Genomic DNA, 16,754 nt, shown 5'->3' on the forward strand with positions numbered 1-16,754 from the left:
GACCTGATCCGGGGGTTTGCTCCGGCGTCGGGATGATGCCCGCATGGATGAACGGCCACCGGCTGATCTTCGAGGTGTCGAAGCCCGAAGGAGATCAGCACGATGACCGCACCCGACTGTCTGCCCCTGCACGCTCTCGCGGAAGACAACCTCGCCGTGGCGAGTCCCGATCTGCTGCGCGCGATGGTCAAGACGTTCGCCGACGCACTCATGTCCGCGGAGGCCGACGCTCTCTGCAACGCCGAATACGGGCAGGTCAGCGACGAAAGAGTCAACCACCGCAACGGATATCGCCCGCGCGAGTGGGACACCCGCGCCGGCACCGTCGAACTCGCCATCCCCAAGCTCAGGTCCGGCAGTTACTTCCCGCACTGGCTACTGGAACGACGACGCCGGGCCGAGCAGGCCCTCATCTCGGTGGTCGCCACCACCTACCTGCTCGGTGTCTCAACCCGCCGCGTCGAGAAACTCGCCGAGTCCCTCGGCGTCACGCAGCTGTCGAAGTCCCAGGTGCCCGCGATGGCCAAGCACCTGGACGAGCAGGTCGCCGCCTTCCGCAACCGGCCAATGGAGTCGGACTCTACTCATCCCCTGACCAGGCAATTCGAGAGCCTGATCCGGCAGCGATCGGTGAGGCGGCTCACACGGGCCGGGCGTCGCGGGCACCGGCCCAGTCAGGCGCTCCGCACTGATCCATCGGCGCCGTCGTTGCACCGGTGCCTCACCGCCCGACGTCGACTTGCACTCGGTCCCCGCGCGAGTAGCGTTGATCAAGGCGTATGCCACCCATGAAGGAGCGAGCGTATGGGCCTGGAACGGTGGATCGGTCAGTGGCCCGTATACCGGCAGCTCACCGGCCCCGACCGGCTTGGCCGGGGCAAGGCGGCGGAGTCCCCGCGCTCGGCAGTTCTCGGACCCCGCACCGACCGCGCGGACCGAGTCGCGGACTCCGTCTGCCCCTATTGCGCCGTGGGCTGCGCGCAGCGTGTCTACGTCAAGGACGACCGGGTCATCCAGATCGAGGGCAACCCGGACAGCCCGATCTCGCGCGGCCGGCTGTGCCCGAAGGGATCCGCCAGCAAGCAGCTCGTCACCGGCCCGCAGCGTGAGCAGAAGGTCCGCTACCGTCCGCCGTACGCCACCGAGTGGCAGGACCTCGATCTGGACACGGCCATGGACATGGTGGCCGACCGGGTGCTGGACGCCCGTCGCAGGGGTTGGCAGGACACCGACGACTCCGGGAACACACTCCGCCGCACCATGGGCATCGCCAGTCTCGGCGGCGCGACGCTGGACAATGAAGAGAACTATCTGATCAAAAAGCTGTTCACCGCTCTGGGCGCGCTCCAGATCGAGAACCAGGCGCGTATTTGACACTCCGCCACGGTTCCCGGTCTGGGAGCCTCGTTCGGACGCGGCGGCGCCACCGACTACCAGCAGGACCTGATCAACGCCGACTGCATCGTCATCATGGGCTCGAACATGGCCGAGGCCCATCCGGTCGGCTTCCAGTGGGTGATGGAGGCCAAGGCACGCGGCGCCAGGGTCATCCACATCGATCCGCGCTTCACCCGGACCAGCGCGCTGGCCGACCAGCACGTCACGCTGCGGGTCGGCACCGACATCGCGTTCCTCGGGGGCGTCATCAACCACATCCTGTCCAACGACCTCCATTTCAGGGAGTACGTCCAGGCGTACACCAACGCCCCGTTCCTGCTGAGCGATCGTTACCAGGACACCGAGGACCTGGACGGACTGTTCAGCGGCTACGACCCGCACACCGCCTCCTACGACCCCTCCAGCTGGACGTACGAGGGCATCGAGGCCGAGGAGCGCCCGGGCAAGCGTCACAAGGAGCAGGCCGCGGCCTACCAGCACGGTGCCGGGGGCCCGGTCGTCGAGGGAGCCGTCGGAGACATCGCCGCCGACCCCACGCTGCAGCACCCACGCTGCGTCTTCCAGGTGCTCAAGCGGCACTTCGCCCGCTACACCCCGGAGATGGTCGAGCGGATCTGCGGGGTGCCCCGGGAACGGTTCCTGGACGTGTGCCGGGCCTGGACGGAGAACTCCGGCCGGGAACGCACCGCCGCGCTGGTGTACAGCGTCGGCTGGACCCAGCACTCCGTCGGCGCCCAGTACATCCGGACCGGTTCGATCATCCAGCTGTTGCTGGGCAACATCGGCCGCCCCGGCGGAGGCATCTACGCCCTGCGCGGGCACGCCAGCATCCAGGGCTCCACGGACATCCCGACCCTGTTCAACCTGCTGCCCGGCTACCTGCCGATGCCGGACACCACCCACGAGAACCTGACCGCCTACCTGGACGGCATTCGCCGCCCCGACCAGAAGGGGTTCTGGGGCAACGCCGACGCCTACTTGATCTCCCTGCTCAAGGAGTACTGGGGTGAGGCGGCGACAGCGGAGAACGACTACTGCTTCGACTACCTGCCCCGCATCAACGGCGATCACGGCACCTACCGCACCGCCATGGACATGGTCGACGGGAAGGTCTTCGGCTACTTCCTGCTCGGTCAGAATCCCGCGGTCGGGTCCGCGCACGGCCGCCTCCAGCGCCTCGGCATGGCCAACCTCGACTGGCTCGTCGTCCGCGACCTGACCATGATCGAGAGCGCCACGTTCTGGAGGGACGCCCCCGAGGTCGAGACCGGGGAGATCGTCACCGAGCGCTGCCGCACGGAGGTGTTCTTCTTCCCCGCCGCCTCGCACGTGGAGAAGGCCGGCACCTTCACCCAGACCCAGCGGATGCTGCAGTGGCGGGACAAGGCCGTCGAACCAAGCGGCGACCAGCGGTCGGAGCTGTGGTTCTTCTACCACCTCGGCAGGCGCGTCAAGGACAGACTGGCCGGCTCGACCGACGACCGCGACCGGCCCGTGCTCGACCTTTCCTGGGACTACCGCACCGAGGGCGACGAACCGTCCGCGGCGGACGTGCTGCGCCATATCAACGGCATCGACCTGCGGACCGGCCGGACCGTCGGCGGCTACCCGGACCTCAAGGCCGACGGCAGCACGGCCTGCGGCTGCTGGATCTACAGCGGCGTGTACGCCGACGAGACCAACCAGGCCCGGCGCCGCAAATCCCGCTTCGAGCAGGGGCCCTACGATGCCGAGTGGGGCTGGACCTGGCCGTTGAACCGGCGGGTGCTCTACAACCGTGCCTCCGCCGATCCGCAGGGCAGGCCCTGGAGCGAGCGCAAGGCCCTCGTCTGGTGGGACGAGGACCGCGGGGAGTGGACCGGACACGACACCCCGGACTTCGAGCAGGACAAGCCGCCCCGCTACCGGCCTCCCGAGGGCGCATCGGGGCCGCAGGCCCTGAGCGGCGAGGACGCGTTCATCATGATGTCCGACGGGAAGGCGTGGCTGTTCGCGCCCACCGGCCTGGCGGACGGCCCGCTGCCCACCCACTACGAGCCGCACGAGTCGCCCGTGCGCAACCTCCTGTACGGCCAGCAGGCCAACCCCACGAGGAAGGTCTACGGGCGCCGTGACAACCCCTCCAACCCGGCTCCCCCCGAGGCGCACGGGGAGGTGTTCCCCTTCGTGTTCACGGCGTCGCGGCTCACCGAGCACCACACCGCCGGGGGCATGAGCCGCCAACTGCCGTACCTGTCGGAGCTGCAGCCCGAGCTGTTCGTCGAGGTGTCGCCGGAGCTGGCGGCCGAACGCGGCCTGCGCCATCTGGACTGGGCCCACGTGATCACCAGCCGGACAGCGGTGGAGGCCCGCGTCTTCGTCACCGACCGGATGGCGCCGATTCGTGTCGAGGACCGGACCGTCCACCAGGTCTGGATGCCCTACCACTGGGGCAGCGTCGGGCTCACCACCGGCGACGTCGTCAACGACCTGGTCGGAGTGGTGGCCGACCCGAACGTACTGATCCAGGAGAGCAAGGTCCTGACCTGCGACATCCGCCCCGGACGACGGCCCAGGGGCCCCGCCCTGCTCGCATACGTCCAGGACTACCGCCGCCGGGCCGGGATCACACCGGAAACCGGCACCCGCATCGTGACGACGGGCGACGACCACAGGCCGACCCACACCGAGCCCCACCGGAGGGAGGATTCCCCATGACGGACGAGCACAGTCTGTACGGGCCCCTCGAGGACCCCGCCGCGGACGCCGGCCACCGCGACCACCCGCCCAGGGTCGGCTTCTTCACCGACACATCCGTGTGCATCGGCTGCAAGGCGTGCGAAGTCGCCTGCAAGGAGTGGAACGACGTCCCGGAGGACGGCCTCGACCTGCTGGGCATGTCCTTCGACAACACCGGCATGCTCGGCGCGAGTTCCTGGCGGCACGTCGCCTTCATCGAGCAGGAACGCCCACTGGGACGACAGGACCCCGGCCTGTCCGACCTGCCCACCGGGCCCTCGGCCGCCGAGCACACCGCCGAGGTCGTCTCGGACGCCTTGCGGGACGCGCCCCGGGGCGGTGGCGAACTGGGCACCGAGCCCGTCGACCTGGGCTTCCCCTCCTTCGACCTGCCCGGCGCCGGTACCGGCGCGGACACCCGTACCGACTTCCGCTGGCTGATGTCCTCCGACGTGTGCAAGCACTGCACCCACGCCGGATGCCTCGACGTCTGCCCCACCGGAGCGCTCTTCCGCACCGAGTTCGGCACCGTGGTGGTGCAGCCCGACATCTGCAACGGCTGCGGCTACTGCGTGTCCGGCTGTCCCTACGGGGTCATCGACCGGCGGCCCGACGACGGCCGGGCCTGGAAGTGCACCCTGTGCTACGACCGCCTGCGCGGCGGCCTCGAACCCGCCTGCGCCAAGGCCTGCCCGACCGACTCCATCCAGTTCGGGCCGCTCGACGAACTGCGGGAGCGGGCCGACCGGCGACTGGAACAGTTGCACGAGGCGGGCGTGAGCGAGGCACGGCTGTACGGGCGCGATCCCGAGGACGGAGTGGGCGGCGACGGCGCCTTCTTCCTGTTGCTCGACGAACCGGAGGCCTACGGACTGCCGCCGGACCCCGTCGTGCCCACGCGTGACCTGCCGTCCATGTGGAAGCACGCCGCGGTGGCGGCCTCCGCTCTGCTCGCGGCCACCGCCGCCGTCTTCGTCAGGGAGGGTCGCCGATGAACGACGACGACGGCCCCCTGCGCGAGCCGCGCAGCGACGCGGGCGCCGCCGACCTGCATGGGCCCACGTTCGGCGCGGGCCGCGACCGACACGAGACCCAGGGCGTCGTAGCGGACTCGGAGTTCCGCTCCTATTACGGGCGGCCGGTACTGAAACCGCCGGTGTGGGAGTGGAAGGTGCCGGCCTACCTGTTCACCGGCGGCCTGTCGGCCGGTGCCGCCCTGCTAGCCGCCGGCGCCGACCTGACCGGCCGTCCGGCCCTATGCCGCGCCGGACGCCTGGGCGGCTTCGGTGCCCTGCTGGTCAGCAGCTACCTGTTGATCGCAGACCTCGGTCGTCCCGAACGCTTCCACCACATGCTGCGGGTGGCCAAACCCAGTTCACCGATGTCCGTCGGCACGTGGATCCTTGTCGCCTACGGACCCGGCAGCGGCCTGGCCGCCATGACCGAGCTGCTGCCGAGCTCCCTGCGCGCCATGCTGCCCGGCCGCCTGCCGGCTCGGGTCGGCCGGTTGGGAGGCCTGTCCTCGGCCGCGTTCGCGCCCGCTCTGGCGTCCTACACCGCGGTGCTGCTCTCCCAGACGGCTGTGCCGGCCTGGCACGAGGCACGCCGGGAATTGCCCTTCCTGTTCGCGGGGTCCGCGGCGGCGAGTGGCGCGGGGCTCGGGATGCTGCTGGCCCCCCTGCACGAGGCGGGCCCCGCCCGACAGCTCGCGGCCCTCGGGGCGAGTGCCGAACTCGTCGCCGCCCGGCTGATCGAACGCCGGCCGGGCCTGGAGACCAAGGCCTACACCAGAGGCCGGGCCCGTCGGCTGCGCCGGGCATCCGAATACCTCACCTTCGCCGGTGCCCTGGCCGCCGTCACCGTCGCCCGCCGCAGCCGCCCCGCCGCTGCCGCCGCCGGGCTCGCCCTGCTGGCCGGCAGCGCCCTTCAGCGGTTCGGCACCTTCGACGCGGGCGTCGCCTCGACCAAGGACCCGGCCTACGTCGTGGTTCCCCAACGCGCACGTCTGAACGCCCGTGGCGGGCAGCACCGGCATGGTGACCAGGCCGAATGACGCCTGGGCTTCCACAACGGGCCCGCCCCCAGACGTCGAGACCCCTCCGCCGCAGGTCAGGCCCACAGGGAGTCTGAGATCATCTCAGCTTCCCAAGCTGAGGTCTCATCGCCGTCGAGGGCCCGTCAGTCCAGCCAGACGAGCATCGCGTCGTCCGCCCTGGCAGCAGCCTCGAAGAACTGTGTGAGGCCGTCGTACCAGGGGCGCCCCCATTCCAGTGAGCCGGGCTCACTTCATCCAAGGGGATAGACCTCGGCGCTGGTCAGTTCGGCAGGATCCACGCCGCTGACGAGCTGGTCATAGCTGGTAGCCCTCAGAGCTTCCGCCGCGAGCCGGACCCGGTCAGGCCGTAGGTACCTCGGAGGCCCGTAGCCCCAGTCCTCGTCCTCGGCGAACGGCTCCTCGCCGTGGATCACGTTCACGGGGAACTCTGCGTGCGCCAGCAGGAAGCGGAGCATGTCCCAGGTCTTGTACGTGCTGAAGTGGCGCGCCTCGGCCGGCGCAGGCTCCGTCTCTTCCTCGGCATCCTGGACCTCTTCTACGAAGCCCAGAGCCCAGTCGGGGTCTTGGATCGCTCGATCAAGCTCAGCAGCAGTGACACGCAGGTACTCACCGATCATGCTCATGGTCCGAGACTAGGCGTGGCCACTGACAAGGGCCGCCGAACGGGCCATCTCAGTTTCCGTCTCATTCAGCCCGGTTCACCGACTTCCCACCAAGACCGGGCGCCGATCCCAGTCTAGTGACGAGCCCCCGATGTGCCCAGGTGAACGCTCCCGCACATCGTCCAGCACCGCACCAACACGGTTGGAAAGCGTACGTCTGCTTTCGCTGCGCGCTGCTCGGTACGCAGTCGACGCTGGCAGGGGTCTGTCAAACGAACGGTGTAAACAGGGTGGTTGAGTTACCGGCGGAGGAGTTCCGCAGCAGGTGGACCACGCAGGTCTGCACGATGGTGCGAGGCGGGACCGTCTCCACCGCCTCGGGCAGACCCTTGAGCCCGTCGCAGACCAGCATCAGTACGTCGCTCACGCCGCGGTTCTTGATCTCGGTGAGGATGTGCAGCCAGTGCTTGGCGCCCTCACCGCCGTCGCCGGCCCCCAAGTCCAGGATCTCCCGCCGGCCCTCGACGGTGACGGCCAGGGCCACATAGACGGGGCGGTTGGCGACCGCGCCGTCACGGATCTTCACGTGGATGGCGTCAACGAAGACCACCGGATAGACGGGGTCGAGAGGGCGGCTCTGCCACTCGGCCATGCCCTCGAGGACCTTGTCGGTGATGGTAGAGATGGTCTGCCGGGACACCTCGGCTCCGTAGACCTCCGCCAGACGGGCCTGGACCTCGCCGGTGGTCAGGCCCTTCGCGGCCAGCGAGATCACCATCTCGTCAACGCCGGTCCGGCGCCTCTGCCGCTTCTTGACGATCTTCGGCTCTCACGAGCCGTCCCGGTCGCGGGGCACGGCTATCTCCACCGGCCCGACCTCGGTCAGGACGGTCTTTGAGCGCTTGCCGTTGCGGGAGTTGCCCCCGTCCTTGCCCGCCGGATCGTGCTTGTCATAACCGAGGTGGTCGGTGATTTCGCCCTCGAGGGCGGACTCCAGCAGCCTCTTGGTCAGCTGCTGGAGCAGTCCGCCCTCACCGGTCAGCTGCAGGCCCTCTGCCTGAGCCCGGCTCACCAGCTCGTCGATCAGCTGGTCGTCCACGGCCTTCGCCGACACAGCCGCTGCCAACTCGACAGCCTCGTGCTCGGCCACGTTGTCACTGGTCATCGATGCATCTTCCATGATCGGGAGTTACACCGAACGATTTACAGTCCCTGTCCCATGTGGTGAGGCGGAGGAGTCGCTTGTAGCAGCACAGGGCTGCGGCGAGGCCGAGAAAGGCCAGGTAGTTGCGGGGATCGCGCTCGTAGCGGGGGCTGAGCCTGCGGTAGCCGGACAACCAGGACATCGTCCGCTCGATCACCCAACGACGGCGCCCCAGGCGCTCGCTGGACTCGATGCCTTTACGGGCGATGCGCACGCCGATGCGCTTGCCGCGTAACCATTTCCGCAGGTGGGGGATGTCGTACGCCTTGTCGCCGTGCAGGCGCTGAGGCTTGAAGTGGCGGCCGCGGTGGGGGTCGTGTCTCGTTTGGTGACTCTCGGCCATGGGCTTCAGCGCCTCGCTGTGGTGGGTGTTGGCGGCCGAGACGCCGACGACCAGGGGCAGTCCGTTCGCGTCCGGCAGGACGTGCATCTTGGAACCCGGCTTGCCCCGGTCCACGGGGCTCGGAGCTGTGAGTTCGCCCCCTTTTTAGCCCGCACGTGAGCGGAGTCGAGGACCACCCGCGAGACGTCGATGAGGCCGGCGGCATCGAGTCGGTGCAGCACCGCCTCATGCAGCCGGCCCCACACCCCGGCCCGCGACCAGATCAGGAACCTGCGGTGCGCGGTCGACTTCGATATCCCGAAACACGGCGGCAGAGCCCGCCAGGCACAACCGCTGACGAGCACGTAGATGATCGCCGCGAACAGCGTCTCATCAGGCGTGTCCTGCGTTCCGCCGCCCTGTGGCCGCACCTTCGACGGTGGGGTCAGCGGCTCGGCGATCTCCCACAGCCCGTCCGGAACAATCCAACTCCACGTACCCCGCCCCATAGACAGCCCAACGAGCGATCACCACATAGGACACGGTCTGAAGGGGGTGTCGCAGCTCAGCCCTAGGTTGCAATGCACCTGCTTGCGGTCACATTGTGGGAGGGACGGCCTGGGTCAGGGGTTCCAGGTCTCCGTACAGGGCGGCGTGAAGCGCGGCGGCGAGTTCGCGGGCTCGTTCTTCGTTCCGCACCCCGTGCATCATGAGGTAGACGGGTCCCGTGTAAGCGCCCCAGTCGACCTCGTGCCTTTCCACGAGGCGGTTGATCGCGGCCCGGACTTCCTCGTTGACTGAGTCGGTGACTACGTGGTCGGAGCCGGCAGTGAGTGTGTCCGCCTTCACGGTCCACCGGTTTCCTTCGCATTCGATGACGATGAACACGGCGCCGTCCACCATGGCGTTCCGGTACGCGTTGCGGAACGCGCCGGTGCCGGTGGCGACCGGGATGAGGTGGGCGGGGCACGGAACCGGCAGCGGCTGCACGAGGAATATTATTACAAGCGGTGAGCTTCGATCGCGTTCAGTGACGCACGGGTCGTGCGGCGGCAACCCCTGATCCACGGAATGGCCGAATCACCTCAATGGACGGCGGACGCGCGTGAGGTAGGGAAGGCGTGGCACTCGGACCGCAGCGACGATAGGCACAGGTGCGCTGCTCAGGACCCAGCGAAGCTTCCACCGGTTCAGAGTAGGAGCCGTCGTATAGCGCCTGCTGCCGCTGGCGTCAGGGGTAGGCTCATTGCGCGGGCATGAACACGACAGTACGGCCCGCATTCGCAATGTGCCGTGAGTGGACAGGTGGTGGTCGTGACTGCTGGCCCTGCAGTGGAAACATTCCACACTGACCCCTGCCTGGTGGCGCAGGTGCGCGGTGAGATGGACCATCTGACGAACCCGATCATCACGCCGCAGATCTTGGAACTGGTGAACTCCGGTGCTCAATGCATCGTGCTGGACATGTCCGGTGTGCAGTTCTGCGATTCATCGGGATTGAACGTCCTTCTCGCCGCGCGTCGAGACGCGGAGCGGGCCGGAGCGACGTTGGCCCTGGCATGCCTGCCATCGTTTCTGCGCCAGTTGCTTCGGATGACCGGTGTTGACCAAGTCCTGCGTCTGTACGACACGGTCATGGACGCTGAGGCAGCCCTAGTCGGATAAGGACGTGGCTCGCATGGGCGAGCTTGTTGCTATCGCCCACCGACACAGCAGCCGGATTACTCACCTGGCTGCCAACGCCCCGACAAGCCGAAACGGTCCGGCGGCCCCGGACCGCCGGACCGCTAGGAGAGATCAAGACCCGAAGCTGGTGATGGACACCGGGCTGTTGGAGCTGCCCTCGTTGTGCACTACCGGACAGGACGTCTTCTGCTCGGTGTCCTTGGTCTTGACCTGAACTCCGCAGAAGGGCGAATCGTCCCAGTTCATCGTGTTGATGTTGCTGAGTACGGGGATGTTGTCCCCCCCGCCGTTGTCCTGGGGGTCAGCGCTGGCCACCCCGATGCCGGCGAAGAGGATTCCGCAGGTGGCCGCGGCCACCGCTGCAATCTTCTGGACGGTCCTCATGTGTTCTCCTCCGCTGCTGCGCCCCTGATCGGGCACATACCTGGAGAACGATGCGCATAAAGTATCAGAGCGTAACGTCATTCATCTTTTGATCACTCCTACGGCCGTATAAATCACGAAACTGTTGGACGAACTGAGCGGGCAATAGGCCTCGTTGCCCGTCGCGCCTGGCGTGACGCTGTTCAAGCCCGAGTTATCCCTGGGGCCGCCTGTGGGACGTCGGAGGACGCTCAACGACAACCAACGCCGACAACCGTCGACAGCTAAGCCGCAGGTCGCAGCGTTGATCGACAGCACTGCCGCAGGTCACAGACTCGGCCCGTGACTTCTTCGGCTCCTGAACCAAGGGATTGAAACTCCAAGTCGCTACACCGACCTCGTTGGTCATCTCGCCCCTCAACCATTGCGTGGGGTGTGCTCTCTGGGGTAGACGCGTGAGGATACATACGGGGGATCAGTCCATGGCAGGGCGAATGGAGATTCACGACAGCACCGTTGAGGTGACGGTCTGGGACAGCGAGCCGACGCTTCCCATCGCTCGAGCGGCTGACCCCGGCCGCGTCGGACAGCATGGACTAGAGATCGTCATGGCGGTGTGCCGCAGCTTTGAAGCCCACCGCGAGCCAGTCGGCAAGCGGATCACTGTCACCATCGCGCTGGAAGACGACCCCGGTGGTGACGTAGCCGGGCGCCGGTTGCAGCCACAGCTGTTCAAGAGACCCGGGCCGACGCGGCACGTCTGTGACGTACACGTGTGGACGGCTTCACAGTGGTGCTTGTCCTGCAACCATCAGCCGTCACCCGTGACACTCCATCCGCATCAGCCGCTTAGGAGAGTGACCCCAGGCGGGGTCAGGCGCCTGCCCTCTTGGGGGAGGCTCGCGGGCGCCACCGTGCAGGGGCAGGCCCGCTTCCCCCCGTGGTGGGTCTGCCTCTGCTCGCAAGAGCCCGGCCTGGGCGCCCAAACACGTGGCAGGGCGCCCAGACCGTTCGCTGCTGAGTTGGTAGATCGTCAGAGCCTGGGCCGACCCCAACGCCACCGGCGCCGGCTGCTGCACCAGCCAGGCCGGTGACGAGACCCCGGCATCGGCCGGATGCGCCCGCGGTCAGTATCCGAACGGCCCGCTCGTGCGTCTCGGTTTCCGTCTCATTCAGCGACGGTCACCACCGTTCGGCAGGGTACGGGCATTGGCTCGCACCGAGCACCTGGAGGGGCGCGAACGCAGGTGAACGACCCGGCACCTACCCTGCTGGACCACCAACAGGCTTGGAAAGCGTGCACTTGTCCAGCATGCCCCGTTTGCTCTCCCTCATGAGAAGTACCGTACGGACGTCGACCCGCGAGCCCCAGTGCTCTGCATCCGGTATTGCATAGGACAGGCGTCAGCCGGAGCCGACACCGGACCTGAGGGGAATGCAGCGGGCCTTCCTGGCCGAGGCGGCAGCAACCGGCCCCTCCAGCAGCATGGGCCTGGGTGACGGGGAACGGTCACATCGCGGAAATGGCCCGAACAGCTCCCACATTCCCTCAAGAGTCGGTGGGTACCCACTGACGCACACCGTGGTCGTTCGTGCCGTACCAGTAGTGGGGCAGGCCCTTGATGCTGCTGGTGCGGAACGGGTGGCCGTGGTCGTCGATGCGGACCGTGCCGGTGCGGCCCTGGGATGACCAGTCGAGTTCCAGGTACCAGTTGCAGTCATAGGCCTCGGTCGTCGCGGTGACCTGCAGCACCTCCGGGTCCTCGGCGGAGACGCGGTAGGGGAACTGCACCGCGGGGACGGGCTTTCCGCTGTCGTTGCCGGGGCGCGCGTGGGCGATCGGGCGGTCGACGTCCAGGTTCACGGAGAAGTTGCGGGGCGGCAGATCACTGCCGCAGCCCTGGCCCATGGCGTACGCGTTGCCGGTGACCGGGGTGCCGCGGCTGACGATACGGACCCGGAGGGCCGCGAGGACCACGGCCGTGGACGACTTCCCCTGCACCGAGATCTGCACCATCGTCTGCCGCCCAGGCACCGCCTGCTGCGTCGCTGCCCACACTCCGGCGTCCTGCTCTACCGGCGGCGGGGGCACCTGGGCCGGCTCCTTGCCGATGACGTAGTCGTGCCCGCAACCGCCGTCCCAGATCTGCGAGTCGGCGGTCCACGCGAGCGGCACACCGGTTGGCACGGGGGCGTCGCTCTTCGTCTCCGCCGACGATCCGCCCTTCGACTCGGGGCTCCCTGAAGGCCGTACTCCTGTGGAGGGCGAGGCCGAAGAACGGCTGCGGGAGGGGCTGGCCGCAGTGGCCGAGGGGTGGTGTGACGTACCGCTTCCTGTCGTACGGGACTGACCGGGGGCCTTGGCGGAGTTGTCGTGAGACCGGTCGGCCGACAGCGCCGACATACTGCCCAGCGTCACCAGCAGTACGGTCGCCGTGGCTGCGCCGACGACGGTACGGCGACGGCGGTACCAGGGCCGTCCGGTTGAGCGGACCGCATCCGACTGGGCCGTCGACTCGCGGCTGCCCGGTCCGGGAGCGTCGGGAGCAGCCAGTGCGGCGTCGGGGGCGCCCGCATCGAGTCGCGGTGGTGAACCGCTCGTGCTGCCCCCGCCACCACCGATGCCTTCGGCGCCACCACCCACACTGCACGTGCTGCCACCCGCACGCCCCGCCGTCGGGCTGTCCGGACCCGAAGCCCGCTCGTCCCCTGTCGGCTTCAGTGCCCCTTCGGTCTTTGTCGGCTCCGCTGCCTCCTCACCCGCCCTCGGCCGCTGTCGTGCCGTCACCGCGAGCAGCCACAGGCGGTGCAGATCGAGGCGTTCCTCCGGGGTTGCTCCGCAGAAGGCGGCCAACCGCTCCACCGGAGCGTAGTCCTGCGGGACCGTCTCGCCCGCGCAGTACCGGTGCAGCGTGGAGGTGTTCATGCCGAGACGGCGGGCCAGGGAGCCGTAGCTCCGGTCCGTGCGGTCCTTCAGCCGGCGCAGCAGCGCCGCGAACTGCTCGACGTCGTCCTCGGTCGACACCGCTCCCCCAACCTCCCACGTGTGCCCGTATCTCAGGCGGTCCATATACCTGCACGTCAGATGGGCTGGGATGGTTCCACCCTCACCGGGCGGGCGTCCGGCGTTGCGCCGAGCCGTCGTGACGGCTGATGCTCTTGGTGTCGCACCGACCAGAACCGGACCGGCCAGTCGGCGGCGGGCGACAAACGACACTCATGCACTCATCCACGGGAGACACCCATGCCCCAGCGCACCCGAGCAGGCCCGCCCCTCGCACTCACCGTCACGGGCTCGCCCTCGGCACGACGCTCGCCACACTGGCAAACGTCGCGGCCAAGGCGTCGGCTTCCTCACGGCGGCCCAACTCCCGTCGTATCCAAGCTCGTCCTGAACGGCCGGCAAGGTCAGCGCCTGCGTACCGGAGGCGGCGGAACAGGACCGCTGTCTACGCATGGCGCTGGGCGGCGACAGCCCGGACCTGGTACCGGGAGTTCCGCACCGAACTCGCCAGGAGCGACCGTCCGTCAGGTCAGCGTGCAGTTGTCCAGGACGGCTGTGGCGAAGGGGCGCTTCTCGCGGCCGAGCAACGACATCAAGTCCTGTGCGCACGCATCGAGAGGCCGGCCCGGAGACCGAGGCCACGCTGAAGGACTACGGCACGCTGCCTGCCGATGAGGGCAGGCACGGATACGGCCTGCACCGGTGACCTCCTGAGACGTCTTTGACACCCGTCTCGCGACTTCGGGCATGCGCCGGTGAAGGCCTCCAGGAAGACGGCCGTCACGGGCCGTGGACAAGCTCCGCTGACCGCATGACGGGGGCCGCCCTCCGCCACGGGGGTGGGGAGGGCGGCCAATCGACCACTGACAGGGTCATACGGCGCGTTTCAGCCGGACTTGGTGTCGTCGATCGCGCCCCGAGCCGCGACAGGGGGGAATGCGTCCGCGCAGCAGTAGACGTTCATGGCTCCGGGGCGGCTCCCGCCGACCCGAAAAGGCGATAGCCACACGACGGCCCCGGCACGAAGACACCGGGCCGAGAGCAACCACATATGGACCAGAAAAGGAAGATGCACATGAACAGGAAGTCCCCCGCACACCGCCGTCCGGGCCGCCGCGCGGCCGTCGCCGCCGGCCTCGTCCTGGCTGTCGGACTCGGTGTGTCGACACAGGTGTCGGCACAGGCATCCGTCCATGCTCCCGCAAAGTCGTCCGCCGCCGCACCGCAGTCCGTCAGCGGCACAAGCGGCCAAGTGGTGACCCGGGTCGCCGACTTCTACGGCGCGTACATCGACGCGATCGGCGACTACACGGACCCGGACGCCACGCTGGAAACGGTGCTCCGCAAGCACTACCTGACGCCCGACTTCGCCAAGCGACTTGCGGCCTGGGAGAAGCAGCACGGGGCAGACGGTGTCCTGCGTGCCCAAAACGTCCCGCGGAAGTGGACGGTGACCGACAACGGCGCCGTGGGTAACGGCCATGAGGTCATCGTCACCCTGACCTTCGGCAGCGGGGAGACGACGCAGAAGATCAAGCTTTTCGTGCTGGTGGAGCGGTACAACCACATCGTCGACATCGGCACCACGAGCAACCAGTGACAGCGGAGCCGCTCCACCTGGTCTGTCATACATGCGGGTCTTGTACATGGAATCCGTACAACTCGATGGCCTCCGCGTCGACATCATCGGGCTGTGGACGGCCTTCCTGGATGAAGCCGCAGAGCGAACGCAACGCGTCCTCGCCCAGGTCCAAGGGGTAAAAGGGCAGGGGGTAGGACTCTTCCTCCTCGTCGGACCAGGGGACGATGTTGGCCGACCGGTCTCCAGCCCAGTAGGGCAACTCAAAGGGGAGCGGTTCGCCGATGTTCTCAATGGTGCCGCTGTCCGGGGACAGGCTCAGGGAACGGACGAGGCGCCCGTCCTCCCAAACGGCGAACGCCAGCCAGTCGACGACGCTGTGCATCGCATGCAGGACGAGTCGTCGGCTGGCGCTTGCTGCCACGAGGTGTTCCGGGAGTTGGGACGGGGCGTCGATCATCACCCTTTGGTCGCCGATGACATCCACGCCCGGCCAGCTGGCCGCGTACGCCGTTCCCTTCGGGGGGTAGACGCCGTCCCAGAGGTTCGAACCCCCGCATTCCTTGATGTCCCAGCCTGGGTAGAGCCGGGCTGGGCCGTCCCCGGCCCGTGCGAGGCCGCCCGACGCTGACCAACGACGACAGAAGCCCACGGCATCTGAGCAGTTCAGAGCCGTGGGCTTCGTCAGTCCCGCTGGTCATACGACGCCGGGAAGAAGATCAATGGGCGCAAGCGCCACCTGCTCACCGACACCCTCGGGCTCCTGCTGACCGTGCTCGTCACATCGGCCTCCACGACCGACCGGGACGCTGCCCGCATCCTGCTCTGCCCGCGGCAAAGAATCACTTCCGGCGGCTGGCGCGCATCTGGGCCGACGGCGGTTACACCGGCCACCTCACCGACTGGACCACCCAGCACCTCGGAGTCGTCCTTGACATCGTCCGCCGCAGCGACGATGCCAGCGGCTTTGAGGTCCTGCCCCGCCGCTGGGTCGTCGAAAGATCCTTCGCCTGGCTCCTGCGCAGCCGGCGCCTGGTCCGTGACTACGAACGGCGCACCGACACCAGCGAGAGCATCGTCCTGTGGTCGATGACCATGCTCGTGAGCCGCCGCCTGGCCGCCCAGGGCCGGCAGCGTCCTGTTCCGACGCGGGCAGCATGAAGCTGCCCGGTTTCTCCTCTCCAGCCCGGTTCCACCAGCCGTTTCAGCCGTGCCCTGGCCCCTTCGACGCGGGAGGCGGAGGCGCTGTCCCAGCCCAGCACTACTGCTGCACCGCCGGGCACCCAGCCCATCGGCTCCCGCCTCCAATGCGGCGGCCATCAACGCCTGGTAGTCCACGGACAGCACCTCAGTCCCGGCCGCGCCGACCCGGTGAGGCACCGCCCGGCGCGGACCCACCGGCTTCCTCTGCGACACCCCGCCAGCCACTACGGCGGGCGCCTCCTCCTCGGCCAGTGCCTCCAGATACTGCTCCAGCCCGATCACTCGGCGCCTGAGCACCTCTTTCGCGTCTTCCAGAGCCGCCCGCACCCGCTCAGCTCGGTTTCAAGCTCCTCCACCCGCACCGCCGCGGCCTTCTGCCGCGCTTCCAACACCGCCCGCATCGACGGCATCCGCCACCCCCACGACATCTCGGTCAGCAACGGACCGAGACTCCCGCGACAACTGGGCTTTCACGCCTGACCAGCAGAAACCACACACGAGGTTCGGAAGGAGAACGACCTCTAAGCTTGGCGTTTAACCTCGCGGGTCACTCGTCCTGCTGACCTGCGGTTCTTCACGGGACAGCGGAGGCGGCCGTTCTCCACGCTTCGAGATGTCG

Annotated in this window: 9 protein-coding genes and 8 pseudogenes; 9 read left to right on the plus strand and 8 right to left on the minus strand. The window is 68.2% G+C overall.

Features of this window, described 5'->3' with window-relative positions:
* Positions 1-102 precede the first annotated feature (102 nt).
* From ABZ919_RS38830 to nrfD, 4 genes and pseudogenes are all read left to right on the plus strand, one after another.
* Positions 103-576, plus strand: a pseudogene (locus ABZ919_RS38830) (transposase); the annotation flags it as partial.
* Positions 577-804: 228 nt separating this feature from the next.
* The gene (gene fdh / locus ABZ919_RS38835; protein ID WP_361258150.1) at positions 805-4,095 is read left to right on the plus strand and encodes a formate dehydrogenase; all 3,291 of its coding nucleotides are present in this window, start codon (positions 805-807) and stop codon (positions 4,093-4,095) included.
* Complete coding sequence (locus ABZ919_RS38840) at positions 4,092-5,111, plus strand: 4Fe-4S dicluster domain-containing protein (RefSeq protein ID WP_361258153.1); 1,020 nt, start codon at positions 4,092-4,094, stop codon at positions 5,109-5,111. The genes fdh and ABZ919_RS38840 overlap by 4 nt, the downstream gene beginning before the upstream one ends.
* Positions 5,108-6,169: an NrfD/PsrC family molybdoenzyme membrane anchor subunit gene (gene nrfD / locus ABZ919_RS38845; protein WP_361258156.1), complete on the plus strand. Its 1,062-nt coding sequence runs from the start codon at positions 5,108-5,110 to the stop codon at positions 6,167-6,169. Before ABZ919_RS38840 ends, nrfD begins: the two co-directional genes overlap by 4 nt.
* Before the next feature lie 125 nt (positions 6,170-6,294).
* Here nrfD and ABZ919_RS38850 read toward each other — a convergent pair.
* The 4 genes and pseudogenes from ABZ919_RS38850 to ABZ919_RS38865 all read right to left on the minus strand — a co-directional run bounded on the left by ABZ919_RS38850 (position 6,295) and on the right by ABZ919_RS38865 (position 9,290).
* Positions 6,295-6,795 (minus strand): annotated as a pseudogene (locus ABZ919_RS38850) (YfbM family protein).
* A 289-nt stretch (positions 6,796-7,084) separates the two neighbouring features.
* Positions 7,085-7,939: pseudogene (locus tag ABZ919_RS38855) on the minus strand (IS256 family transposase); the annotation flags it as partial.
* Positions 7,940-7,994: 55 nt separating this feature from the next.
* Positions 7,995-8,809 (minus strand): annotated as a pseudogene (locus ABZ919_RS38860) (IS5 family transposase); the annotation flags it as partial.
* A gap of 88 nt (positions 8,810-8,897) precedes the next feature.
* The gene (locus ABZ919_RS38865) at positions 8,898-9,290 is read right to left on the minus strand and encodes a hypothetical protein (RefSeq protein ID WP_361258159.1); all 393 of its coding nucleotides are present in this window, start codon (positions 9,288-9,290) and stop codon (positions 8,898-8,900) included.
* Positions 9,291-9,593: 303 nt separating this feature from the next.
* On the opposite strand from ABZ919_RS38865, the gene ABZ919_RS38870 reads away from it, so the two are divergent.
* A complete protein-coding gene (locus ABZ919_RS38870; RefSeq protein WP_361258162.1) occupies positions 9,594-9,965 on the plus strand; it encodes an STAS domain-containing protein in 372 nt (123 codons plus the stop codon).
* 132 nt (positions 9,966-10,097) lie between these two features.
* On the opposite strand, the gene ABZ919_RS38875 is transcribed toward ABZ919_RS38870, so the two are convergent.
* Positions 10,098-10,370 carry a hypothetical protein gene (locus ABZ919_RS38875; protein ID WP_361258164.1) on the minus strand — a complete coding sequence of 91 codons (273 nt, stop codon included), beginning with the start codon at positions 10,368-10,370 and terminating at the stop codon, positions 10,098-10,100.
* Between the two features lie 473 nt (positions 10,371-10,843).
* On the opposite strand from ABZ919_RS38875, the pseudogene ABZ919_RS38880 reads away from it, so the two are divergent.
* A pseudogene (locus tag ABZ919_RS38880) lies at positions 10,844-11,068 on the plus strand (ATP-binding protein); the annotation flags it as partial.
* Positions 11,069-11,898: 830 nt separating this feature from the next.
* Here the strand turns inward: ABZ919_RS38880 and ABZ919_RS38885 are convergent.
* Positions 11,899-13,419: a helix-turn-helix transcriptional regulator gene (locus tag ABZ919_RS38885; RefSeq protein ID WP_361258166.1), complete on the minus strand. Its 1,521-nt coding sequence runs from the start codon at positions 13,417-13,419 to the stop codon at positions 11,899-11,901.
* A 1,009-nt stretch (positions 13,420-14,428) separates the two neighbouring features.
* On the opposite strand from ABZ919_RS38885, the gene ABZ919_RS38890 reads away from it, so the two are divergent.
* Complete coding sequence (locus tag ABZ919_RS38890; protein ID WP_361258169.1) at positions 14,429-14,953, plus strand: hypothetical protein; 525 nt, start codon at positions 14,429-14,431, stop codon at positions 14,951-14,953.
* Positions 14,954-14,978: 25 nt separating this feature from the next.
* Here ABZ919_RS38890 and ABZ919_RS38895 read toward each other — a convergent pair.
* Positions 14,979-15,485: pseudogene (locus tag ABZ919_RS38895) on the minus strand (hypothetical protein); the annotation flags it as partial.
* 147 nt (positions 15,486-15,632) lie between these two features.
* On the opposite strand from ABZ919_RS38895, the pseudogene ABZ919_RS38900 reads away from it, so the two are divergent.
* A pseudogene (locus ABZ919_RS38900) lies at positions 15,633-15,746 on the plus strand (transposase); the annotation flags it as partial.
* Between the two features lie 50 nt (positions 15,747-15,796).
* Entirely contained in the window at positions 15,797-16,093 is a 297-nt protein-coding gene (locus ABZ919_RS38905; RefSeq protein WP_361258178.1) for a transposase, read from the plus strand.
* Here ABZ919_RS38905 and ABZ919_RS38910 read toward each other — a convergent pair.
* A pseudogene (locus ABZ919_RS38910) lies at positions 16,035-16,536 on the minus strand (hypothetical protein); the annotation flags it as partial. The gene ABZ919_RS38905 and the pseudogene ABZ919_RS38910 overlap by 59 nt on opposite strands.
* Between the last annotated feature and the right edge of the window lie 218 nt (positions 16,537-16,754).

The organism is Streptomyces sp. NPDC046759, assembly GCF_040645475.1.
Taxonomy (GTDB): domain Bacteria; phylum Actinomycetota; class Actinomycetes; order Streptomycetales; family Streptomycetaceae; genus Streptomyces.